This window comes from Pseudomonadota bacterium, assembly GCA_030859565.1.
Taxonomy (GTDB): domain Bacteria; phylum Pseudomonadota; class Gammaproteobacteria; order JACCXJ01; family JACCXJ01; genus USCg-Taylor.
The window spans coordinates 1-23527 of sequence record JALZJW010000036.1 but is presented as its reverse complement, the minus strand read 5'-3'; the positions used below and the strand labels follow the sequence as shown (position 1 = coordinate 23527).

At 59.8% G+C, this 23527-nt stretch carries 19 protein-coding genes and 3 pseudogenes; 14 read left to right on the top strand and 8 right to left on the bottom strand.

Annotated elements, in window-relative coordinates; genetic code table 11:
- Positions 1–7: 7 nt before the first annotated feature.
- From M3436_07425 to M3436_07410, 4 genes are all read right to left on the bottom strand, one after another.
- The gene (locus M3436_07425; protein MDQ3563963.1) at positions 8–892 is read right to left on the bottom strand and encodes a transglutaminase family protein; all 885 of its coding nucleotides are present in this window, start codon (positions 890–892) and stop codon (positions 8–10) included.
- A 2-nt stretch (positions 893–894) separates the two neighbouring features.
- A complete protein-coding gene (locus M3436_07420; protein MDQ3563962.1) occupies positions 895–3444 on the bottom strand; it encodes a circularly permuted type 2 ATP-grasp protein in 2550 nt (849 codons plus the stop codon).
- A gap of 154 nt (positions 3445–3598) precedes the next feature.
- On the bottom strand, positions 3599–4561 hold the full coding sequence (locus M3436_07415) for an alpha-E domain-containing protein (protein ID MDQ3563961.1): 963 nt from the start codon (positions 4559–4561) through the stop codon (positions 3599–3601).
- A gap of 2 nt (positions 4562–4563) precedes the next feature.
- Positions 4564–6012: a circularly permuted type 2 ATP-grasp protein gene (locus M3436_07410; protein MDQ3563960.1), complete on the bottom strand. Its 1449-nt coding sequence runs from the start codon at positions 6010–6012 to the stop codon at positions 4564–4566.
- Positions 6013–6299: 287 nt separating this feature from the next.
- On the opposite strand from M3436_07410, the gene M3436_07405 reads away from it, so the two are divergent.
- The 10 genes and pseudogenes from M3436_07405 to M3436_07360 all read left to right on the top strand — a co-directional run bounded on the left by M3436_07405 (position 6300) and on the right by M3436_07360 (position 13479).
- Positions 6300–7073, top strand: a complete 774-nt coding sequence (locus M3436_07405) for a sigma-54 factor interaction domain-containing protein (GenBank protein MDQ3563959.1) — start codon at positions 6300–6302, stop codon at positions 7071–7073.
- Between the two features lie 252 nt (positions 7074–7325).
- Positions 7326–7612 (top strand): annotated as a pseudogene (locus M3436_07400) (DUF6516 family protein).
- Positions 7609–7956 (top strand): hypothetical protein, encoded by a 348-nt coding sequence (locus tag M3436_07395; GenBank protein ID MDQ3563958.1) that lies wholly within the window; start codon positions 7609–7611, stop codon positions 7954–7956. Before M3436_07400 ends, M3436_07395 begins: the two are co-directional and overlap by 4 nt.
- A 254-nt stretch (positions 7957–8210) precedes the next feature.
- The gene (locus M3436_07390; GenBank protein MDQ3563957.1) at positions 8211–8939 is read left to right on the top strand and encodes a peptidase; all 729 of its coding nucleotides are present in this window, start codon (positions 8211–8213) and stop codon (positions 8937–8939) included.
- 51 nt (positions 8940–8990) lie between these two features.
- Positions 8991–9803 (top strand): transglutaminase family protein, encoded by an 813-nt coding sequence (locus M3436_07385; protein MDQ3563956.1) that lies wholly within the window; start codon positions 8991–8993, stop codon positions 9801–9803.
- Positions 9804–10322: 519 nt separating this feature from the next.
- Complete coding sequence (locus M3436_07380) at positions 10323–10562, top strand: hypothetical protein (GenBank protein MDQ3563955.1); 240 nt, start codon at positions 10323–10325, stop codon at positions 10560–10562.
- Positions 10563–11034: 472 nt separating this feature from the next.
- A complete protein-coding gene (locus M3436_07375) occupies positions 11035–11298 on the top strand; it encodes a hypothetical protein (protein ID MDQ3563954.1) in 264 nt (87 codons plus the stop codon).
- 39 nt (positions 11299–11337) lie between these two features.
- Positions 11338–11538, top strand: coding sequence for a hypothetical protein (locus M3436_07370; protein MDQ3563953.1), 201 nt, complete (start codon positions 11338–11340; stop codon positions 11536–11538).
- A gap of 264 nt (positions 11539–11802) precedes the next feature.
- A pseudogene (locus M3436_07365) lies at positions 11803–12123 on the top strand (CHAT domain-containing protein).
- A gap of 171 nt (positions 12124–12294) precedes the next feature.
- Positions 12295–13479, top strand: coding sequence for an MFS transporter (locus tag M3436_07360; GenBank protein ID MDQ3563952.1), 1185 nt, complete (start codon positions 12295–12297; stop codon positions 13477–13479).
- 7 nt (positions 13480–13486) lie between these two features.
- Here the strand turns inward: M3436_07360 and pgi are convergent, their stop codons facing one another.
- Positions 13487–15163, bottom strand: a complete 1677-nt coding sequence (pgi, locus tag M3436_07355) for a glucose-6-phosphate isomerase (GenBank protein ID MDQ3563951.1) — start codon at positions 15161–15163, stop codon at positions 13487–13489.
- 286 nt (positions 15164–15449) lie between these two features.
- Here pgi and M3436_07350 point away from each other — a divergent pair, with 286 nt between their 5' ends.
- Positions 15450–16721, top strand: coding sequence for a DUF2130 domain-containing protein (locus tag M3436_07350; protein ID MDQ3563950.1), 1272 nt, complete (start codon positions 15450–15452; stop codon positions 16719–16721).
- A 280-nt stretch (positions 16722–17001) separates the two neighbouring features.
- Here the strand turns inward: M3436_07350 and M3436_07345 are convergent, their stop codons facing one another.
- Positions 17002–17850, bottom strand: coding sequence for a phytochelatin synthase family protein (locus tag M3436_07345; protein MDQ3563949.1), 849 nt, complete (start codon positions 17848–17850; stop codon positions 17002–17004).
- 77 nt (positions 17851–17927) lie between these two features.
- A pseudogene (locus tag M3436_07340) lies at positions 17928–18218 on the bottom strand (LacI family transcriptional regulator).
- Between the two features lie 620 nt (positions 18219–18838).
- Between M3436_07340 and M3436_07335 the strand changes: the two are divergent.
- Entirely contained in the window at positions 18839–19228 is a 390-nt protein-coding gene (locus M3436_07335; GenBank protein MDQ3563948.1) for an MAPEG family protein, read from the top strand.
- Positions 19229–19336: 108 nt separating this feature from the next.
- The gene (locus tag M3436_07330) at positions 19337–19540 is read left to right on the top strand and encodes a hypothetical protein (protein ID MDQ3563947.1); all 204 of its coding nucleotides are present in this window, start codon (positions 19337–19339) and stop codon (positions 19538–19540) included.
- Positions 19541–19584: 44 nt separating this feature from the next.
- Here the strand turns inward: M3436_07330 and M3436_07325 are convergent, their stop codons facing one another.
- Positions 19585–20391 carry a cyclase family protein gene (locus M3436_07325; protein ID MDQ3563946.1) on the bottom strand — a complete coding sequence of 269 codons (807 nt, stop codon included), beginning with the start codon at positions 20389–20391 and terminating at the stop codon, positions 19585–19587.
- A gap of 234 nt (positions 20392–20625) precedes the next feature.
- On the opposite strand from M3436_07325, the gene M3436_07320 reads away from it, so the two are divergent.
- Positions 20626–23527 (top strand): DEAD/DEAH box helicase family protein (locus M3436_07320; GenBank protein MDQ3563945.1); only part of this gene is annotated, 2902 nt, incomplete at its 3' end.

Genomic DNA, 23527 nt, shown 5'->3' with positions numbered 1-23527 from the left:
GCCCGATTTATACGCTGGGTAAAGCGCTCACCTCCACGGACACGGTGGTGCGGTGGCTGCCGCCGCCGTAAATCACGCCTTTGAGCGGCGTGATGTCGGAGTAATCGCGTCCCCAGGCCAAAATGATGTGGCGCTCGGCGGGCGTCTGATTGTTGGTTGGGTCGAAATCGAGCCAGCCGATCTCGGGCTCGAAGACCGAGAACCACGCGTGCGAGGCGTCGGCGCCGATGAGTTTTTCCCCGCCGGGCGGGGGCAGGGTTTCCAGATAGCCGCTCACGTAGCGCGCCGCCAATCCTTGACTGCGGAGGCAAGCAAGCGCCAGATGCGCGAAATCCTGGCACACGCCGCGCCGGTGCTCGAACACTACCGCGATCGGGGTGGCCACCGTGCTGAAGCCCGGGTCATAGACAAAATCGCGATGGATGCTATCCATCAGCGCGCGCACGGCTTCGATGAGCGGGCGCCCGGGCCAAAAGATCTGCTCGCTATAGCGCGCGATCTCGGGCGCGGGGCTTACCGAAGGCGAACCGAGCGCGAACTGGCGGGCGTCGAGGACCGCGGGACTCAAATCCTCCCGCAAGCGCGCTGCCGTCTCCTCCCAGGGGCGCGCCGGCGCAGTGCCCGGCGGGAATATCCGGTTCTGGAGTTCTACCTCGCTCGTCGCCGTCACTGCGAGCCGGTTGTGGCCGTGCTGGATCGCGAAATAACACACCGGATTGCCGAAGAAATCCTCGCGCTCGGACACGGACTCGGGAACTGGGTCTATATCCAGTCTGTGGCCTATGCAGCTCTGCCGTTCACAGTTCCGCGGCTGGAGATGGACCTCGTTATGACACAACGCTACCGGTTGCGCGTAGGCATATTCAGTCTTGTGCACCACCCGGTAGCGCATTTTTAGATGCCGCCCGTTTCCGCGGTCAAAAGCTGCTGTGGGCCGTGCTGATCGGTGAAGTAGTGCTCTCCGAGGGCATCGGAGCACTGCGCGAGAAGCTGGCCGATTCGGGACACTACCGGGAGGAGTGAATGACGCACTGCCTCCGGATCCTCTGGCGGCGCCAACACCGTCGTGTGCGCAACGCTTACCGCATTCGCCGCCTCGCGCACCAATTGTTGCACCGCGCCCGAGCGGCGTGCCGGTTCTTTCGGCAGGGCGTCCACGTGCTCTTGCAGGCACAGGATCTGGTAGGCGAGGGAGCGCGGGTGAGTGGCTTCGGTGACCAGCAATCGGAGGACGGCTTGGAGCTGCGGGGGCGTGGGGTAGCGGCGGCGAAACGTGATGAGACTCGCGCTTGCGTGCAATACCGCTTCGAGGAGTACCGACTCGGGCGGCGTTTCACGCGCGGGCAGCAGGACGAGCCGTAGGATCGCCACCAGCGCCAAGGCCCGCTCTACGCGCTTGCCCAGGTCCAGGAACAACCAGCTCTGGCCGCGGATCAGGGTCTCGCTCAACAGTCCGCCGAGCGCAGCGAGGGCGCCGATCAAAGCATCGATCTCATCAAGGAGGGCAGGAACTGGCCCGCCGCCGCGCGCCCTAAGGGTTTCTAGGTGCCCGCGGAGGGTGTGGATCATGCGCCAAGCGTCCCCGTCCAAACGGTCCCGTACCGGCTGGGCGGCCTGCAGGGCGGCGGAGAGTGCGTGGGCCACGTTGCCAAACCGGCCGGGGTCGAATATCTCGATCACGATTTCGGGCAGGCGCTCGACCCGGAGCGCCGGATCCTCGCCGATAACCGCGTTGGTACTCGTGAGATGCGCGAGTACGCCTAACAGTTCGCCCGCGCAAGCGTGCTGATTCCTATCGCTGACGTCGAAGGCAAAGGGATTGGCATCCAGCACCGTGCGCAGAAGCCGCAGGCACTGCTCCGCGCGCTCGATATAGCGCCCGAACCAGAACAGGTTGCTAGCGGCGCCGCTAGGCAGCACCGCGCGCGCAGTCACTACTGCGGCGCGTGAGCGCGCGGTCCATAGGGTCACCTGCCGCTCGGGTTCCGAGGCCAATACCCAGGTGTCCTTGCTGATGGCCCCGGCCTGGTTGGAGATGATGCAGGGCGCGCGGTCCGGTGCGACCCGGGTGAGTCCCCCCGGCATCACTGCGTAGCCGCCGGCGCGCGCCACCAGAAAACTGCGCAGCACCGTCTGACAGGCGATAAATCGGGAGTCAACGAGCGCCGGGGTGGAGGAAGGACGGAGCAAGGACTGTCCGGCGTAAGCATGCGGGTGCGCGCTGATGCGTGCCGCCCAGGCCGCACGTTCCTTGGCGCTCAATAAGGGACCGAACACCGGGCGCTGGCCGAATTCCCGGTAGGTCGCCTTGATGACGAGATCATCGAGGTGCGCGAGGACATGGCTCCGGCCCCGGGGCTCACCGCACCACCAGGTCGGTGCCGAGGGCAGCGCTAAATCCTGTCCCAGAAAATAGCGCGCGACGGACGGCAGGAAGGCATTGAGCGCCGGGTTTTCCAGGAGGCTGGCGCCGAGCGGGTTAACCACGGCCACGCGGCCCCGGCGCGCGGCCTCGACCAGCCCCGGGACCCCCAGGCGCGACTGCGGCCACAGCTCCACGGGATCGCAGTAATGGTCGTCTACGCGCCGCAGGATAACATCCACCGGCTCGACACCTTGCAAGGAGCGTAGCCATACCCGGCCGTCGCTGACACTCAGGTCATCCCCTTGCACCAGCGGGTAACCGAGATAGTTGGCGAGATAGCCGTGCTCGAAGTAGGCCTCGTTGAGCGGGCCCGGCGTCAGCACCACGATGCGCGGCTCCTGATCTTTCTGCGGGGCCAGCGCGGCGAGGGCGGTACGCAGGTCTTGGAAGAAAAGCGTGAGGCGGTGCACATGCGCGTCACGGAAGAGGCTCGGTAGGAGGCGCGAGATCGCCGTCCGGTTCGCCAGCGCGTACCCTGTCCCGGAGGGTACCTGGGTACAATCCCCGAGAACCCACATCATGCCGTCGGGCGCGCGCGCGAGATCGGCGGCGTAGAGTGTCAACCAATGTTCGCCGCGTTTCTGAATATCCGTACAGGGACGTAGAAATCCGCCGTGTGCATAGATCAGCTCCGGCGGCAATACATCCTTCTTGATCAGATCTCGAGGTCCGTAGAGATCCTTGAGCAGGAGATTCAAGACCTCGGCGCGTTGGATCAGCCCCGCTTCGATGACGGCCCACTCCTGGCTATTGATGAGGAAGGGGATGGGATCGAGGTCCCAGGGGCGTTCCGTCCCCTCCCGATCGCCGTAGACGTGATAGGTGACGCCGGACTCCAGGAGTAAGCGCCGGGACTCCTCGGCGCGCCGCTCGAATTCTAGCGGTCCGAGTTCCGCGAGCGCGCGCGCCAGATACTTCCAATGCCTACGGACCTGCCCGTCCGGCGCGTACATCTCGTCGTAGGCATCGGCGGGGGGCACGTACTGGGAGGCGAGCGGGCTGCCGGCAAGGTTTACCATGATTGCGATCTTATCCGCTAGCGCGCGTCGTTCCGCTCGTAGCTCCCGAGAGGCCTGGCCGAGGCAGCGCTGGCCGTTTCGACGTAGTGGTATTCGGTCTTGTGGTGCAATGCGACGCGAATGGCCATGAAAAATCCTCTTCTACCTGCGGGCCTCAAGCGGCCAGGGAGCGTGATTTTGGCGCGGGCGCCTCGGTCAGGAAATAGGTTGCCCGGATGCGATCGTGGAGTTTGCCGAGCGCTATTTGCAGGCTATCGATGAACTCGTGCAAACCCTCGTGGGCGAGGTGCTGTACTACCGCCTCGCCGACCTGACGTTTCAACCGCACCACGTTGCGCCGCGGCACGTCATTGCGGGGAAGCGCATTCAGGCTCTGCTGCATTTCGCCCAGACAATGATACACGGAACGCGGGAATCCCGCATCCTGGAACAGGAAGCGCAGCACTTCCGCGCCGCTCACGCGCACGTGGACCTGGCGGCGGTACATCTGGTAGGCGGAGAGCGACTTGAGCACGCTCATCCACTGGATGTTCGCGAACGGCGCGAGGTCCTCCGTGTGTTTGGGCAGGAGGCTGGCCGAGCGCACGTCGATGATCCGGGTGGTCATGTCGGCACGCTCGAGATTGCGGCCGGTGCGCACGAATTCATACGCCTCGTCATGGCTCATGGTGTCCATGAGCAGCCCGGTGAAGAGCTGGCAGCCATCGATGACCTGGGTGAGAAACGGAAAGCGCGAACGCCCGGCAATCGCCTGCTCATAGTGGTCGTTGGAGTAGCGATGCAGGTGATTGAGCTTCTCCCAGGCTTCCCGCGGCACCACGTCGCGCACGGTGCGGAGGTTTTCGCGCGCCTGCTGCAGGGAGGAACAGATCGAACTCGGGTTACGCGGATCCGCGAGCATAAACTCGAGTGCGTTCTGCTGGCCGGCGTCCCGGTAGTGCCGGAAAAAAAGCTCCTCGCCTCCCATGATTAAAATGAGCGGCTCCCAACCGAAAGCCGTGCCCTTGGGCAGGTCGAGCAGCAGATGGGTATTGACGTTGATGTTCCGCGCCGTCCCCTCCGCACGCTCCAGGTACCGCCCCATCCAGTAAAGCCGTTCCGCCACGCGTGAGAGCATTGCTAGACCTCGTCTGTAATCCAGGTGTCCTTGCTGCCGCCGCCCTGGGAGGAATTAACCACCAGCGATCCTTGGCGCAAGGCGACGCGCGTCAATCCGCCCATGGTCACATAGCTCTCGCTACCTGAAAGGATGAAGGGGCGCAAGTCGACGTGGCGCGGCGCCAGTCCCGTCTCACACAGAGTCGGCACGGTGGATAGGTAGAGGGTCGGCTGGGCGATGTAGTTGCGAGGGTCGTGCTCGATCAAGCGCGCGAACTGGGCGCGCTGGGTGGCGGTGGCATGGGGACCCACGAGCATCCCGTAACCCCCCGAGGCGTTGGCCGGTTTGACGACTAGTTGGTCGAGATTGGCGAGCACATGCTGGCGCTCCTGGGTGTTCATGCACAGGAAAGTGGGTACGTTGGGCAGAATGGGCTCCTCGCCGAGGTAATAATTGATCATCTTGGGCACGAAGGCATAAACGGCCTTGTCATCGGCCACCCCCGCCCCGGGCGCATTGGCGAGCGCCACTCGGCCTTTCGTCCAGGCGCGCAGGATCCCGGGCACGCCGATCTTGGAATCCGTGCCGAAGCCGAGGGGATCGAGATAGAGGTCATCGATGCGCCGGTAAATCACATCGACTCGCGTAAACCCCTCGATGGTGCGCATGTAGACACAGTCGTCGTCGCCGACCACGAGATCGCCGCCCTCGACCAGCTCCGCGCCCATCTGTTGCGCGAGGTAGGCGTGCTCAAAATAAGCCGAATTATAAATCCCCGGCGTGAGCACCGCGATCGCGGGGGAGTCCGCCGGGCGCGGGGAGAGCGAGGCCAGCATATCGAAGAGCTGCGAGGGGTAATCATCGACCGGACGGATGCTGTAGTGCTCGAAAAGCTCGGGAAACACGCGTTTGGTGACCAGGCGGTTCTCCAGCATGTACGACACGCCCGAAGGGATGCGCAGGTTGTCCTCGAGGACGTAGACGGCGCCGTCGCGGTCGCGCACCAGATCGGTGCCGCAGATATGTGCCCAGACGCCATGCGGGGGATCGACGCCGACGCATTCGTGTCGAAAATTCACGGAATTCGCGAGCAACTCTTGTGGAAACACGCCCGCCTTGACGATGCGTTGCTGGTGATAGACATCGTCGATGAAGAGGTTGAGCGCCTTGACGCGCTGCTTCAGCCCGGTCTCGATGCGCGTCCATTCATGACTTGGGATGATGCGCGGGATGATGTCGAAAGGCCAGGCCCGATCGATGCTGCCGCCCTCCTCGGTGTAGACCGTGAAGGTGATGCCCATGGTCACGATGGCGAGCTCCGCGGCGTTTTTCCGCTCCTCGATCTCGCTTCTCGTGAGCGAGCCCAAATAGCGGCAGAGCGGTTCGGCCGGCGACCGCGGCCGGCCCGGCGCCTCTACCAATTCATCGTAGCCGGGGCCGGTATCATAGTGCTCCCAGTCGATCGCCATCGTTACTTGCTTGGATGCCGGAGCGGCCAACGCCAGCGCGTAGTTTGCGTCGCACGTATCCATGGAGATAGCCCCGGCAATTCATGTACCACCCTGGATGACGTACCGATGACCAGTATAATACGGAAAGCGCATATGTTTGATAGCACCTGGTTTTAAAAACGGTATGCGGATTGCTCGCAACAGTTTGAGGGAGCTCGCGGCGGTCGTTCCACGAGTTCCCGGGAGGGGGACTTTACCCGGCAACGGCGCCCAGCCCACGTGCATCTAAGTTACTACCCACCATCATGCTCAAGGTATTGAAACAGCAACGAGATCCGGATCGCGCCGCGCTCCGTGAAATCGCTAATATCGTGCGCTCCGCGGGTAATCCGCGGGCGGCCGCGCGGCGCGTACTCACGGTCCTTTCGACCCACTTCGGTGTACACGCCGGCGTGGCCGATTTGGTGCATGAGAGGCGTGCTCCGCACGAGATCAGGGCAGCGCGTTCGCAGAAGCCCCGAGCGAGCGACCGCTTAGAACGGGCCATTGGTCAAGGGCCGCACGCGCGCCGCGCGATCGAGGACATCAAGGAGGCGGCCGCGGCACGCCCGGCGGTGCTGCTGTCGGGCGCCGGCGCCGTGGAAACGGCTGCCCGCGCCATCCATGCCATGAGCGCCAGAAGCCACGGCCCGTTTGTCCCACTCGATTGTACGGGCTGGACCGATACCCAGCTAGAACGCGAGCTCTTCGGGCACGCGGCGGGCGGCGCCCGCCAGAGTAGCCCAGGGTGTTGTGAGCGGGCTCGCGGCGGCACCCTGTTTCTCGACGGGATCCACGCGCTTCCCTGGTCGGTGCAGACGAAGCTCTTGCGACTGCTCGAACACCGCGAGTTTGTGCCGCTGGGTGCGAGCGCGCCAATGCCGGCGGACCTGCGCGTGATCGCGGGGACGGGCCGTAACCTGGAACAAGCGGTGGCCGCGGGAGCGTTCCGGGCCGATCTCTATTTTCGGCTGCGGGCGCTGACAGTATCGCTGCCGCCATTGCACGCAACCGCTCATCGGGACGCAGCCGACCCATGAACTGCATCGTCCAACGCCAACTCACGGTTACTATTGAAAACCAGGCCGGGCGCGCCGCGTGAGCGTGACCCACCGGGCCACGGAGGTAAGGGTGGGATCCGCCTACCTCGGTGCCGCTCCTGATTTAATTCCTGCAGCGGGAATCTAATCGGGAGTGATCGGGGCCGTGTGGGGTCACCAGAAGGACTGCAGTTGCCGGAGAAATTATGTCACTTGACGCCATAACCGGCCTATGGCAGATTGCGCCATACCGTGCCCGCTACCCGCGTCTTCCACGACAAGGCTATCTACCCCGACGATGGCGCCATCGTGGAGATGACGATCTGGTGCTGGAACCTGTGCCTGGCAGCGCTCACCAGTTGAAGTATTCCCTTTTCTACGGCTACCCCGGGCGGCGGGTGGTAAGTTACGATAACGAGCGCGGCAAGGGCGATCACCGGCATGTCAGGGATCGGGAGGAACCGTACACCTTCACGACCGTTGAGCAGCTGGTGGCCGACTTCCTCGCGGACGTGCGGAAAGCGAGAGGTGCAGCATGACCAAAGTTCAAGTCCATGTGGACAGCTTAGAAGACATGGGCAAGCGGTTTATCTCCGCCTGGAAGCGGGCCGAGGCTGCCGAACGGGTGGACGAACAACACGTCACGTTTTTCAACCTCGAAGCGTTGCTGGAAACCCTATCCCCCAAGCGGCTGGCGCTACTTAAGGCTGTGCGCCGGTCCCCTCATCCATCCGTCGCCGCCCTGGCACGGCACTTGGGAAGGGATTACAAGCGTGTCCATGAGGATGTGGACGCCTTGGTCACGGCCGGGTTGCTGGTGCGCGACGATCAGGGCATTCATACCGAATTCGATGAACTGCACGCCACACTGAGCTTGGAGTGATGCCGGGTTACGCTGAGGCTGATTGCCCCGTACAGCAGAGTATGCAAGAAAAAGTCTAAGGTCTTCATACCTTGCCCCCCAATTTACTTTCCTTAGAACTCGACTTTAGGGCACTTCGAATTAATCGAAGTGCCATTTTATTGATTTTCATTGGTATATCACTTTTCCTATTTTTACTGGCATTTGGCAGTATTAGAATACATTGAGTTGAATGCGAGTAATATGTATCTCTCCCTCTCTACAGACGATGAAAAATGACTTACTGTGTGGGCATCATGCTCGATAGCGGGATTATTTTCGCCTCGGACTCTCGCACGCATGCCGGTGTCGATGATTTTGCGAAGTTTTGCAAGATGACGGTGTTCGAACGCGATGGTGACCGGGTGATCGTTCTATTGAGCTCGGGTAATCTAGCGGGGACACAGGCCGTGGTTAGCGTGCTGAAGCAGCGGGGTGACGCCGAGGGCGTGGTCCTCAATATGTGGAACGCGCAGACCATGTTTGACGTCGCGGTTTTGGTGGCGGACGCGATGCGCGATATTGAGCGCCGCGACGGCCAGTATTTAGCAGAGAGTCCCATCACATTCAACGCCTCGTTCATACTCGGCGGACAACTTAGCGGCGAGCCTTTGCGGCTTTTTCGGATTTATTCAGAGGGCAATTTTATCGAGGCGGGGCTCGACACGCCCTATTTTCAAACCGGCGAAACAAAATATGGAAAGCCTATCCTAGATCGCGTGATTACCCGTTCCACAACGCTCGCCGATGCCGCGAAGTGCGTGCTGGTTTCGTTCGATTCGACCATGCGCAGTAACTTGTCTGTAGGCATGCCAATCGATCTGATTTGCTACGAGCGGAACAGTCTTAGAATTCAGATGCGTCGCCGGTTTGACGATGGGGATGCGTATTTCACGGCGCTCAGCAGTCAATGGAGCGAAGGCGTGAAACACGTATTCAGAGAGCTGCCCGAGTTGCGTTGGTAACCTGACTCGGTATATCGATATCGGCTTGCGCAGGACGTCAGGAAGCCAATTATGCAGATCCGCATCGGTTACGAATTAATCTACGACTGCCCACAACCGACGCCTATGATATTGACCTTGAACGTGCACTACACGCGCGTCTCCGATATCATCGTTCCCGACCACCTCATAAGCAACCCGTCGGTCCCGATCAGAGCCTATCGTGATGGCTATGGCAATTGGTGCACCCGGATCGTAGCGCCGAAGGGCGAGATCCAGCTCTCAGCCGATGCGGTCGTGAAGGACACAGGTGAGCCGGATGAGGTCGCCCTCTCGGCTCAGCAACACCCGGTGCGAGACCTGCCCGAGGAAACCCTAGTGTTCCTCTTGGGAAGCCGATACTGCGAAACCGATCGGCTATCCGAGGCGGCGTGGGACCTTTTCAGCAAATCGCCCACTGGATGGGGACGCGTCCAGGCAATCTGCGACTTTGTCCATAGGCATATCGCTTTTGGTTACGAGCATGCGCGGTCCACGAAGACGGCCTGGGAGGCTTTCAATGAGGGGACCGGCGTCTGCCGTGATTTCACGCACCTCGCCATTGCCTTCTGCCGCTGCATGAACATTCCGGCCCGCTACTGCACCGGATACCTGAGCGACATCGGCATACCGCCTCCATACGGTCCGATGGATTTCGCCGCCTGGTTCGAGGCATACCTTGGCGATCATTGGTACACCTTCGACGCGCGCAACAATACTCCGCGCATCGGCCGGGTGTTGATCGCCCGCGGTCGCGACGCGACTGATGTTCCGATCAGCAACACGTTCGGCCCCAACACGCTAAAGAGCTTCAGGGTATGGACCGACGAGGTACGCACCGGTTGAGTCAATCGGCGCTTCGCGGTCGACATCATTGCTGACCCGTTCGGCCCTCATGTGTGCGTTATCGCACAGACGGGGCGATCGCGCACGCGCGGGCCGGTGAACCGGTAGAAGCGCCCCACGGCGCAGCAAGACGATGCTGCCATGCACCATAAGAATGCCTGATCGCCGCGATCCCAGACCAATCCTAGATTCGATGAAACTACATAACTCACTAATATTGCGAGAGATGTTGCAGTTATAAAAGCGCTGGCACCGGTCTTGCCCCCTTTTTTATATCGTTGCAAACGTGAGGGAGAAATCGGATGACTACACCCAGTGAGAGTTGGTGCGACCGATGGGTGACCGGCCCGAGATATCGATCCCCGCAAGCAACGGCGCCTCGGCCGCACCACCTGTCACTGGACGAGGCGGTCTCGGATGTGTGCCAGATACCTGCCGGGTCGTCGCCGCGATTGGAGGGACAATTCCAGACTTTACCTTTCTATAGGCGGCTGTCTGTTCGCCTAAACGGAGACTACTATGCAAACTTTACCAGCTTGGATTTACCATCAGAAGCACAAATCCAAGATTGTTGAAACTCAAGGCGACATGGACGAAGCCAAAGCAAATGGTTGGAAGGATTCTCCCTTTCCCGCCGAAACGTTGGTTGGGACGCATCTTATTGTTCCGGTGGAAACATCGCCTGTTGCAGATGCGCGCATAGAGGGCGGGATGCCGAAGTTAGAATCGGGAAGAACCGGACTATCGATCCGGCGCTGATGGTTTCACCCGCCAGCGGGCGGCGGTCAGTAGCCCGCATACCCTACCATCCAGACCCGTGCACTGCCATCTTCATGTACGGTTTCCCTTTGCACGCGCGCCAACTAGGCGCTCCCGTCCGGGCACCAAAATGTCGTTATTGCGGCACCCATCCAACGGCCTTCCCCTTCTGGCCACAGGGTCGGCTTCTCCAATTCGTTTACGAAGCTACTCATAGGTTCACTTACGTTACGGCCTGATACTTTGCTGTTTGAAAACTCACGACCCCGGATTGCTCCAACGCCGCTTCCTCATGCTACCGAGGTGTACGGACAACCCCTTGGACGGGACTTCAACCCGCTAGACATGCTACTGTTACTGCGAACGGCCAGGATCGCAATACTTATTCACAATCCTTGGAGTCTAACGTCGCTGGTTAAACTGTTGACGCTGCGAGCACACCGGCCGCTTTTTTGACGACGAGGTAAGGTTCTTGAAGAAGGGTGGTAACAGGATATCGGGGCTTGCTTACACCTGCAGGGCGCGGCCCTTTGCTTGGGCGCCGTGGTTCGATCTGGCTGTGAAGACCGGGGAGATGCTTGGGGCTTCGGTCTACGTGATCGGCCATCGAGCGGACCGCCTGGCCCGCGCCGGGACCAAGCCCTCGGCCCGCGATCGGCGCGAATTCACGCGCATGGTGGAGGAGAAGTTCGAAGCCGCGGCGGAATCGGTGGCTGCCATGGCTCCCGCCCTTTGAAGCCTGCAGGCGCGTGGTGCCGAAATTGCCGCTCGTCAAATGCTGGCCGGTCTGCAAGCGATGATTGCCGTGGACCGGCGAGGCATGGTGCCACGGAGAAGCGCGGCGGTCAACCGGGCCGCCGCCGGATCACCCAAGCTCGGCTCGAGCCTCGTGCAATGCGCACGCAAGGGCTTAAAGCCGGTACATGCGCGTGCCGTGGCCAACCGCAAACGGCTGAGCAAGCGTAAGCGGGTTTGAACGTTGCCAGGCTCGTACAGGTGCGAAGCCGCAGCGGTGTAGTTAGGCAACCCTCTTGCCGGTCGCGCGGGAGGGTCCGATAAAGCGGGAGATAAACGATCAGTTATCGTGTATTGGAGAGGGCACTCACGGATGGCAGAGGCACGCGAAGAGAACGTGATAGGTCTCAATGACCTGCGGAGGTGGCTATGAGTCTACTTAGTACACGTAGCCTGGGTTAAGGGAGTACTTAAGCAAAAGATGCTCAGCGACTGGAGCAGAACCGATTGCCTGTTGACGGCTGAAGAGATCCTAAATATGGAACTCAAAACTGAACTCGTGGTTTTAAGCGCGTGTGACACGGGCCGCGGCCATATTTCGGGCGATGGCGTCATTGGTCTCTCGCGATCGGTGATCGTAGCGGGGCCCCGAGTGTTGTCGTCTCTCTATGGAAAGTCCCGGATACAGCGACGTCGGTACTCATGACGAGATCGCGAGGGCCACGACAAATCCGTCGCGCTACGCCAAGCGATGCTGGATACTAAACAGCGCTACCCAAAGCCCCGCGACTGGGGGGCCTTCACCTTGGTCGGCGAAGCTCAATAGCATTTTTCCGATGCGAACGTTTTGTAATGTAGAGTCCGGAGGGAACTGTCCGTCAGATATCGTCATCTGTCGTCCGCATAAATTCTCTGACCTTCAGGTAACTCCCGGTTTGTACGTGCTAGCCGTCCGCCAGCTGAAGCATCTGGGGTAATTTAATCACTGGATTTCGCAATGGCCCCGCGACTCCCGCGAACCGTCGTCGTCTTAGGCCTGGTCTCATTCCTAAACGACGCCGCGAGCGAGATGATCACGCCGCTCCTGCCGATTTTTCTGGTGTCCGCGCTCGGGGCGGGCCCGGCAATCGTCGGCCTGGTCGAGGGCATCGCCGAGTCGCTGTCGAGCATCCTCAAGCTCGTGTCGGGTTGGCTCGTGGATCGGGGGTGGCGCGCCAGGCGCTTGGTGTTAGGGGGGTACGGGCTCTCGAACAGCGTGCGGCCGCTGCTCGGCCTGGCGTTTGGGTGGACTTGGGTCCTCGTCCTGCGAGCGCTCGATCGCATCGGCAAGGGGCTGCGTACCTCGCCGCGTGACGCCATGATTGCCGTGAGCGTGGTAGACCGCGGCCGTGCTTTTGGCTTTCATCGCGGTATGGATCATGCCGGTGCCATGCTCGGAGCGGCGATTGCGTTCGCCTTACTGTATGCGGGCGTGGAGATGCAATCAGTGTTCATGCTCTCCGTCGTCCCGGGGATCCTGGCGATGCTCTTGCTGTGGCGCGGCTTACCTCAGCCCGTGATCGCCTTCCGCGCGGAGCGATCCCCGCTCAGCTGGCAAGGGCTCGCGTGGCCGCTCCGGGGATTAATACTTTCGACCGGTGTGCTCGCGCTGGCCACCGTGCCCGAGGCGTTCCTGGTGCTCTGGGCTACCGAGCACGGCGTAGGCAATGCGGCGATCCCGTTGTTGTGGATGCTGGCGCATGCCTGCAAGTCGATTCTTGCCTACGTCGCCGGCGATCTCTCCGACCGGTTGGGGCGGGTGGCTGTCGTTGTGGCCGGATGGAGCGGACGCATCGCGGTGATCGTGCTAATCATGACGCTGGGCGAGGGACCCGTCGCGGTCTGGTGCCTCTTCGTTGCCTACGGCGCCGCCCTGGCCTGCTCCGAAGGCGCGGAACGGGCGCTCATCGGCGACTATGCGCCGAACGCTCAGAAGGGCACGGCTTTCGGGCTTTATCATTTGGTATCGAGCTTGTTCGCCTTGCCGGGCGCGGTCGGCTTAGGGTTATTGTGGGAGTGGCAGGGCTGGAACGCCGCCTTAGTGACGGCGGCCGTCGTGACCGCGATTGCGGCAGGGGTTTTTTTAACACTCGCTTCTCGGATGTCCGTATCGGCACGAGCGGGATTACAAGATGTGGGTTAGGGTTTCCTTAGTCCGGAACCGGGTCACCGTGACGGGCACGGATGTATCGATGCATTAGCCCGCGCGTCGAGCCGTCGTGATCGGTGCCGATTGCTTGTGCTTCTAACTCGGACGCGACCCGCGTGGCAAGCTGTTTACCGAGCTCGACGCCCCATTGATCGAAGGAGTTGATCCCCCAGATCACGCCTTCGACGAAGGTCTTGTGCTCATAGGCGGCGATCAGCGCGCCCAGCGTCTCGGGAGTTAATCTTTCGTAAACCAAGGTGTTGCTCGGTTTGTTCCCGGGGAACACCTTGTGCGGTAGCAACGACTCAACGGTCGGCGACGGGAGCCCCGCCGTCGCCAGCTCGGCGCGCACTTCGTCCTCGCCCTTGCCGCGCATCAACGCCTCGGATTGAGCGACGCAGTTCGCGAATAATAGCTCGTGCTGCCGGCCGATCCGGTAATAGCCCTGCAAGGGCGTCATGAAATCCACCGGCACGAACACGGTGCCCTGGTGCAGGAGCTGGAAGAAAGCGTGCTGGCCGTTCGTCCCGGGGGCGCCCCAGAGGACCGGCGCCGTGGCGTAGTCGATCACTTGTCCGCCCGCGGTGACGCGCTTACCGTTGCTCTCCATCGCCAGTTGCTGCAAATAGGCAGGCAAGAACTCCAGGTGCTGATCGTACGGTACCACGGCATGCGTCTGCGCTCCGAAGAAATTGGTATACCAGATCGAGAGCAACGCAAGCACCGCGGGCAAGTTACGCTCGAGCGGAGCCGTTCGAAAGTGCCGGTCCATTCGGTGGGCGCCTTCGAGGAGTTGCTCGAACCTATCCATCCCGACGCACAGCGCGATCGGCAGGCCGATCGCCGACCAGAGCGAGAAGCGTCCACCCGCCCAATCCCAAAATTGGAAAACCCTGTCGTCATCGATCCCGAAGCGCCGGGTGGCCTCGAGGTTGGTCGACACAGCGAGGAAGTGGCGGCCGACAGCCGCGGGATCCCCGATGCGATCGAAAAACCAGCGCTTGGCGGCTTCGGCGTTGGTGAGGGTTTCGAGTGTCGTGAAGGTCTTGGATGCGATGATGAATAAAGTCGAGCCCGGATCGATCTGCTCTAGGACCTCGCCGAGATCGGCCGGATCGATGTTGGAAACAAAGTGCACGTGCATGTCGCCTTTGCGGTAGGGTCTTAGCCCACGCGTTGCCATGAGCGGGCCGAGGTGTGAGCCGCCGATCCCGATGTTGACGATGTCGGTGATCGAGCTGCCGCCATGACCGCGGTATTCACCCGCATGGACCGCCTCGGAAAAGCTCCGCATCTTGGCCAGCACCGCGCGAACGCCCGGCATGACGTCTTCGCCGTCCATGTAAACGGGTGTATCGGAGCGATTGCGCAGGGCGGTATGTAGTGCCGCCCGCTGCTCGGTGCTGCTGATCCGCTCGCCGCGAAACATCCTTTCGATGGCCTCCGGCACGCCCGCGGCGCGCGCCAGCGCCGTGAGGAGGGGTAGGGTATCCGCGGTGATGCGGTTTTTTGAATAGTCGAGAAACAGCGGCCCCGCCTCGATGGAAAACCGCGTGAAGCGGCCGGGATCCTCGCGAAACAAATCCCTGATCCGTAGCGGCGATATTGCTTGCCAATGTTGCGCAAGCGCCTGCCAGTGGGGGGTGGAGGGGAGAGGCGGAATCGCTTGACTGGACATCGGGGTACCTCAATCGCAATGGAGTATCGACCTTAGGAATTTATTCGCATTATCCCGCGCTTTCGGCACAATTCCATAAGAGATCCGGTGCCCCGGCGGCGCAAGAAACGCGTGAAAAAAGTGATTGGATTCCTTATGCTAAGCGATGCAAGCAGGCTGCCGGTAACAGGTCAAGGCCAACAATAATAACCTCAATCCGGTGCCGGCGATTACCTCCTGCCGCCCTTGGACACTACGTCGTACAAGTGGCGCCGATGACAAAACAAAAGGCGAAAAAGGTTTGCCCATGACGGAAGCAACGATCACCTGTCCGAACTGCAAGGCTGAGATCAAGCTGACAGAGTCCCTTGCGGCTCCGCTTATCGAGGCGACCCGCCGCGACTACGAGCAACGCCTGGCCAAGAAGGACGTTGACATTGCTAATCGCGAGACATCGCTGCGTGAACGTGAAGAGGCTGTCGCCAAGGCGAAGGAAACGATAGACGACCAAGTCGCCGAGAAATTGCTGCAGGAGCGTGCGAAGATTGCGGCAGATGAAGCTAAGAAGGCAAAAATTGCCCTGGCGGCCGACCTTGATCAGAAGACCAAGGAAATCACTGAACTTCAAGAAATCCTGAATCAGCGAGAAGCGAAGCTCGCCGAGGCCCAGAAAGCCCAAGCCGAACTTATCCGCAAGCAGCGCGAGCTCGACGACGCAAAGCGCGAGCTCGACTTGACGGTCGAAAAGCGTGTCCAAGAGGGACTTGGCGCCACTCGTGAACAGGCGCGCAAGGAGGCCGAGGAGCAACTTAAGTTTAAGGTGATGGAAAAGGAACAAATTATCGCCGCGATGCAGAAGAGAATCGAGGACCTCAAGCGCAAGGCCGAGCAAGGGTCACAGCAGCTTCAGGGCGAGGTGCAGGAACTGGATCTCGAATCCCTACTGTCCGCAAGGTTTCCGCGCGACACGATCGAGCCCGTACCCAAGGGGGAACATGGCGGCGATGTACTGCATCGAGTCATCGGGCCGCTCGGCCAGCTATGCGGCACAATCCTGTGGGAATGCAAGCGTACCAAGAACTGGAGCGACGGCTGGCTCGGGAAACTTCGCGAAGACCAAAGGGCCGCGAAAGCCGAAATCGCCGTCATCATCAGTCAAGTTCTACCGACGGATGTTGAATCCTTCGATTTGATCGATCACGTATGGGTGGCGCATCCGCGCGTTGCCATCCCGGTCGCGGCGACGCTTCGTCAATCCCTTGTGGAACTCGCGATGGCGCGCCAAGCAGCCGAAGGCCAGCAGACCAAGATGGAGATGGTCTATCAGTACCTCACCGGTCCGCGTTTCCGCCTTCGTATGCAGGCCATCGTCGAGGCGTTCTCCTGCATGCAGGAGGATATCGATCGCGAGAAGAAGACTATCACGAAGCAATGGGCCAAGCGGGAAGAGCAGATCGACCGCGTGATGCAGGCGACGGTTGGCATGTACGGGGACCTGCAGGGGATCGCGGGCAAGTCGTTGCAGGAGATTGAGGGGCTGGAATTGAAGGCGCTTGAAGATAACAAAACCTTGGGTTGAGGCACCATAAGATCCCTCGAATGCGCCTCTTAACAAATAAAATCGACCAGACCGGAGGAAATGTCATGGCGAGCTGGCTAATAAGGCACCCGCCTTGGTATCTCAGCAAGCGTATATATGGACTCCACCCGGTTTGCAAGGTGAGGATCGATGATGGGGTGTAAAGGAAGACTGCAGGTATATATATATCCGGCCTGTTGGTGAGCACGGGTATTGGCTCGGGCAATGATGGAACGTGCGCGTTCTGGTTCCTTACGCTAAACCTATTCATCCGGTCCGGCTAATCCTTGTCCGAGACAATTAGGTAGCCTCGGTAATGATCTCCGTCTTTGGTATGCATGGCCTGATAAAGATGGTGGACAGGAACCCAGTACCATGGATTTTTGTGGCTTGCGACATCCATTAGTAAGACAGAGTCACTGAGACTATCATAGGCTACCACTGGGGTAATATGCCCACTTGTGGTCGTTCCCAGGCTCCTACCGTTGAAATTCACGATAAGAAAGCGTTCGTGATCAGCTAGGACGGTCTTTGCTGTTTCTCGAAATAGTTGCGAATCGCGTTGGGTGTTTTCATCGGAGGCATACCGGAGCTGAACCTCTGTTTTATAAACTTCTAGGAGGCGCTGTAGTTGCACCAATGTCACTCCAGGATCGAACGCTGACAGGTTCATCTCGTTCTCTTTCGTGATGTTTTTGAGTTCAATGAGCTGCCTTGGCTTAACGCGATCGGTTTCAACGTTCAAGAAGGTCAGCTGAGAGTAACTGGGGAAGGTAAACGTACCCCCTCCAAATGCTTTGGGTGCTTGAACTGCGAGTTCCGGTTGATTTGGAGCAGTATTTTCATGGAGTCGCAAGGCATTGAGAACCATGACCGAGCTTGCGATACCGCAATACCCCGGATTAATCTGCGGTTGATACGTCTGGGCCAACTGGAAGAAATCCTGCCTATATTTGGCCCGTTCGAACAGCTTTTTTCCGACCTCTGAATTCCAGGGAATCAATACGACTTCTTTTCGGGCTTTTGAAAACTCGCTCGGGCCAAAGGTGCCGTAGTCCGCAGCCCCCGTTTGGGAGTAGAGCGCTAATAACCCCAAGAGCAAGTACACAGGAAACTTTCTATGCGTCATGGTAAATTTCCTCCGTCGATGGACACAGTTTCAAGCCGCGAGACGAGGCTTATGCTAATGACGTACGCCTCTAAACGCTAGAGTGAAATCCCGATCGGCCGTCGGTGCTCATCCCACAGCCCCGGCGGATCAACTGCTATATCAAACAGCGTGACATCCGGCGGCAAACTTTCGTCAAGGATCACCGCCACGATGTCCGGTGCCAGGGCGGTCAGGTTGGCCCTCCGGCTCACGTAGCTGCTGTCGACTCCCTCCTTCCTGGCAATCTCCCGGAGGGACTTCACCTTGCCCGACTCCAGTATGGCCAGCCACCGGTGCCCGCGGGCCAGGGCCAGTTGCAGGGGCGTCGGCTCGCCGTCCCACCGTCGGGACACGGTCGCTGGCGTACATGCGACCCAGTCATCACTTTCCAAGCTGAGAACGTGGGTTCGATTTTCATCACTCGCTATCTATAAATTCATGATTTCAGCGTGATTCTTTGAGTCTTTGCAGAGGGTGTCCAAGAGGGTTAGTTCTGGGTGGGTAGGATTTTAGATCCGCTTGAGAAATTGGAAGTGGATGCGCTCCTTAAACCACCGTGGGCGAGCGCAGCCTATTCTGCTCTTAACCCGTTCACCGATTAGTTCCCACTTGGACCCGAGTCGCCTTGCGGTGTATCCCTCGCGACCCCTCCGCAACTCTTTGCGCTAACACGTTGTTTTAGCTTTCTCGCTTCGCGCAAACGCCGCTTAGCGCCTCTTTCTTTTACGACAGATCGGTCATATAGCACACCTTGCAGCGTATCTCCCTTTTCTTTATTCTTCAGAACTTCAGATCACGTTGACGTAACGTGCAAAACGCATTCGTGTTAGCCACTGCGCGATGTGCATGACGAAAGATTTGTAATTCATTTGATAGTTAGGCTTGAAGGTTCGGCGCTTCCGGCCTTAAGCAGCCCTGGCATTTTCTTTTCCTGGGACCACGCGACGTACAGGATGCTTACATGAGTATATCGATAGTTCCACTTTATGCCGCACTATTGACTGCTCTTTTTATAATTTTAAGCGTGCGCGTCATACGAACGCGGCGTCAACAGAGGGTTGCGGTTGGGGACGGCGATAGCTTACGGTTGCGGCGTGCCATTCGCGTTCATGCTAATTTTTCCGAGTATGTGCCCTTGGCCTTGATATTGGTGACATTTGTCGAAATGCAGCAGTTCTCACCCATAATTGTTCACACGCTCTGCTTGATGTTGATCACTGGCCGGGTATGCCACGCATATGGTGTTAGCCAAGAAGATGAAGACTTTAGATTCCGGGTGGCCGGTATGGCCCTGACGTTTACACCAACCGCCATAGCCATGGTGTTGCTCGTCGGTTCGTCGGTCCAGGTGCTATAAAGGGAATCGGGGTTATGGGGCTAGACACGGCCAAGGCCGCTTAGCTGGACCGGCGATCATCGCGAGTACCAGCCTGACTTCGTCGCCGAAACCCAGGACGCGATCAACATGCTTGAACCCAAGGCGCGCCCCCAGATGAACGACGCCGACGTGACCGCCAAGAAAGATGTCGTGGTCAAGTGGTGCCGGCAGGCGACCGGCTATGCCAAGACATCCGGTGGAAAACCCTGGACGTACGTCCTGATCCCGCACGATGCTATCGCGCAGAACATGACCTTGGCCGGGTTTGCCAAGCAGTTCCCTGTCCAGTGAAATCTTAATTCAAGCTTCCAGAACGCTCGGCTGACCCCGCATAATCAGCGCTTAGGAACCAGCGCCACGACGCGGACCGGCCCGCCCGAGCCGCCTTCGATCTTCATCGGCAGCGCGATGAGCGTCGCACCCCGCGGGGGAAGCGCTTCCAATCCCGTGAGATTCTCTAACCCCGGAACATTCTTTGCCGCGGCGATCCGGTGGACGATGAAATCCTTGGAGCGCCCATAGTCGATCGAGGCGGTGTCCACTCCGAGTGCCGCGACCCTGCGTGCTTCGACCAACAGGCGTGCGGCCTTTTCGCCATAGCTCGGGAAACGGAGCCTCGCGGCCGCACCGCGCCGGTCGTCGCCCAGGTAGCGCTTGCGGTCGGGCCAGAAACGGCTCCACCCCGTCCGCAACAAAATGATGCTCTCTGGCGCGATGACGCCGTGCGCGCGTTCGAAATCAAGCACGTCTTGTCGCGTGAGCCGATAATCGCGATCGCTGAGCGTTTTGCGCGCAATGTCGATCACGATTGCCGGAGCGATCAGTTGTTCCAGAGGCAGGGCTTCCAACGTGCGTTTGCTTTGTGCGAAATGGATCGGCGCGTCGATATGGGTGCCGCCGTGCTCGGGAGCGCAGAAGGTGTTCGCGCTATAAAAATAACCCGCGGGCGTATCACCGTAAGCGAGGCGTGTGAGCTCGAAATGCAGCGGTTCGGTGGGCCAATAGATCGTTTCCTTGTTAAACGGGTGGGTAAGATCGACCAGCCGGTAGGCGCGTGCATCGAATGCCTGCGCCTCCGGCGCGAGCATTCCGGCCAGCAATGCGACAAGGTAGGAAAGCTCTTTCCATCGAACGCCGTTCATAAGTAGACCCCAAGTCGTTACACGCGATTAAGCAAGCTGCATTGTCTTATCATTAATCCGTTTTCAATACCACCGGAAATCGGGTCTAATACACGCCATGCACGCGGCGAAAGATAATACGCGAACCTAGTACAATGTTCGAATAAGCGATGTAAGAAAATCGCGATGAGATTCGGAGAACGAGGCAAGAACTGAGACAGATTTTGCCTTCATTATCGTGTCCCTCACAAAGCCATGAATAACCAGTTCTTCGAAAGGCCCATTCTCAACTCTCCCTATGAGTACCCGTCTCGTCACTGGGACCTTGATGATCAGGGACAGCCGACTCAAAGAATCATCGAACGCCGCCGTCGAGCGGAGTTCATCACACCGATTCCGAAGCCCAAAAAGCGGAAGGGTTCGGCTGAACAGACCTCTTTGCTATTCGACGATGGCAAAGGGCTCTCCACAGCGGAGCAGCGATACGACCACACAGCCACCATCAATTCCGTTCGCCAGCAGGTGGACCAGTGGCGACGCTTGCCGAATCCCAACGACTGGCGGGTGACGCCGGAGACAGCCCGCCTGCTGCAGCACTGGCGGCATCACACATACAGCAGCATCCGTCCTTTCTATTGTCAGGTCGAGGCAGTGGAAACCGCCATCTGGCTAACTGAAGTCGCGCCGCAGGTGGACAAGATTGGCGGGAGATTTCTTGAGCACTTAGCCAATGCCAACAACGACGCCAACCCGGAGCTCATGCGCTTCGCGCTGAAGCTGGCCACCGGCGCGGGCAAAACCACCGTCATGGCGATGCTCATCGCCTGGCAAACCATCAACGCGGTGCGGCGACCGCAGAGCAAACGCTTTGCGCGCGGCTTTCTTATCGTCGCACCGGGCCTCACGATCAAGGATCGCCTGCGAGTCCTCCAACCGAATGATCCGGACAGCTACTACCAGAGCCGTGAATTGGTTCCGGGCGACCTGCTGGATGAGGTGAACCGTGCCAAGATCGTGATCACCAACTATCACGCCTTCAAGCGCCGTGAGCGCATCGATCTCTCCAAGGGCGGACGCTCGCTGCTCCAAGGGCGAGGCGAAGAGCTGAACACTCTCGAAACCGAGGGCCAGATGTTGCAGCGGGTGATGCCCGATCTCATGGGCATAAAGAACATCCTCGTGCTGAACGATGAAGCCCATCACTGTTACCGCGAGAAGCCGGGAGCCGATGACGAGAAAGACCTGAAAGGCGATGACAAAAAGGAGGCCGAGAAGAACAACGAAGCCGCCCGACTCTGGATCTCCGGCCTCGAGGTTGTGAATCGTAAGCTCGGCGTGGCACGCGTGATCGACTTGTCCGCGACCCCGTTCTTTCTGCGCGGCTCAGGCTATGCCGAGGGCACGCTCTTCCCGTGGACGATGAGCGACTTCTCGCTGATGGACGCCATCGAGTGCGGCATCGTGAAATTGCCGCGCGTCCCCGTCGCACAAAACATACCCGGCGATGAGATGCCCATGTTCCGTAATCTCTGGGAGAACATCCGTAAGGACATGCCGAGGAAAGGCCGTGGAAAAGCAGAGGTGCTCGATCCCCTTGCGCTGCCTGCGCGGTTGCAAACAGCCCTTCAAGCGTTGTACGGGCACTACGAGAAGACTTACAAGCTGTGGGAACAAGCCAAGATCCGTGTGCCACCCTGCTTTATCGTCGTCTGCCAGAACACCGCAATCTCCAAGTTGGTGTACGACTTCATTTCCGGCTTCCATCGCCAGAACGACGATGGTTCGACGACGCTCGAAAACGGCCGCCTCGCGCTATTCCGCAATTTCGACGAGCACGGCAACCCGCTCGCGCGCCCCAACACGCTGCTCATCGACAGCAAGCAGCTCGAATCCGGCGAGGCGCTGGATGACAATTTCCGCGGGATGGCCGCCGACGAGATCGAGCGCTTCCGCCGCGAGATCCTAGAACGCGGCGGCCAACTCGCCGACGAAGTGCAAGAGGGGAAAGAACTCGATGATGTGACACTGCTCCGCGAAGTGATGAACACGGTCGGTAAGTACGGCCAGTTGGGTGGATCGATCCGTTGCGTCGTTTCCGTCTCGATGCTCACCGAGGGCTGGGATGCCAATACCGTCACCCACGTGCTCGGCGTGCGCGCCTTCGGTACCCAGCTCTTGTGCGAGCAGGTCATCGGGCGGGCGCTCCGCCGCCAGTCCTACGACCTGAACGAAGAAGGTCTTTTCAATGTGGAATATGCCGACGCGTTGGGGATCCCCTTCGACTTCACCGCCAAACCGGTGGTCGCGCCGCCACAGCCGCCGCGCGAGACCATCCAAGTCAAAGCTATGCGGCCCGATCGCGATGCGCTCGAAATCCGCTTCCCGCGCGTCGAAGGCTATCGTGTCGAACTGCCCGAAGAACGGCTGAGCGCCGAGTTCAATGACGATTCCGTGCTGGAGCTAACCCCGGATCTGGTTGGCCCGTCTATCACCAAAAACGCAGGCATCATCGGCGAATCCGTCGATCTCAGTCTGGAGCACCTGGGAGACCTGCGGCCCTCCACGCTGCTGTTCCATCTCACCCAGCGACTGCTTTACACCAAATGGCGCGATCTCGGCGAAGCGCCTAAGCTCCACCTCTTCGGCCAGTTGAAGCGCATCACCAGACAATGGCTGGATGGCTTCCTGATCTGCAAAGGCGCAACCTATCCCGCGCTGCTCATGTACCAGGAGCTGGCCGACATGGCCTGTAACCGCATCACCACCGGGATCACCCGCGCGTTCGTGGGCGAGCGCCCGATCCAGGCCGTGCTCGATCCTTATAACCCTACCGGCTCCACCGCGCATGTCCGTTTCAATACCTCGAAAACCCTGCGCTGGGAATCCGACGCCCGCCGCTGCCATGTCAACTGGGTCGTTCTCGACAGCGATTGGGAAGCAGAGTTCTGCCGCGTAGCGGAGGCGCACCCGCGTGTCCGGGCCTATGTCAAGAACCACAACCTCGGTGTTGAGGTACCTTACCGCTACGGCTCGGAGACGCGCAAGTATCGGCCCGACTTCATCGCACTGGTGGATGACGGCTACGGCGCCGATGATCTCCTGCACCTCATCGTCGAGATCAAGGGCTACCGGCGCGAGGACGCCAAAGAGAAAAAAT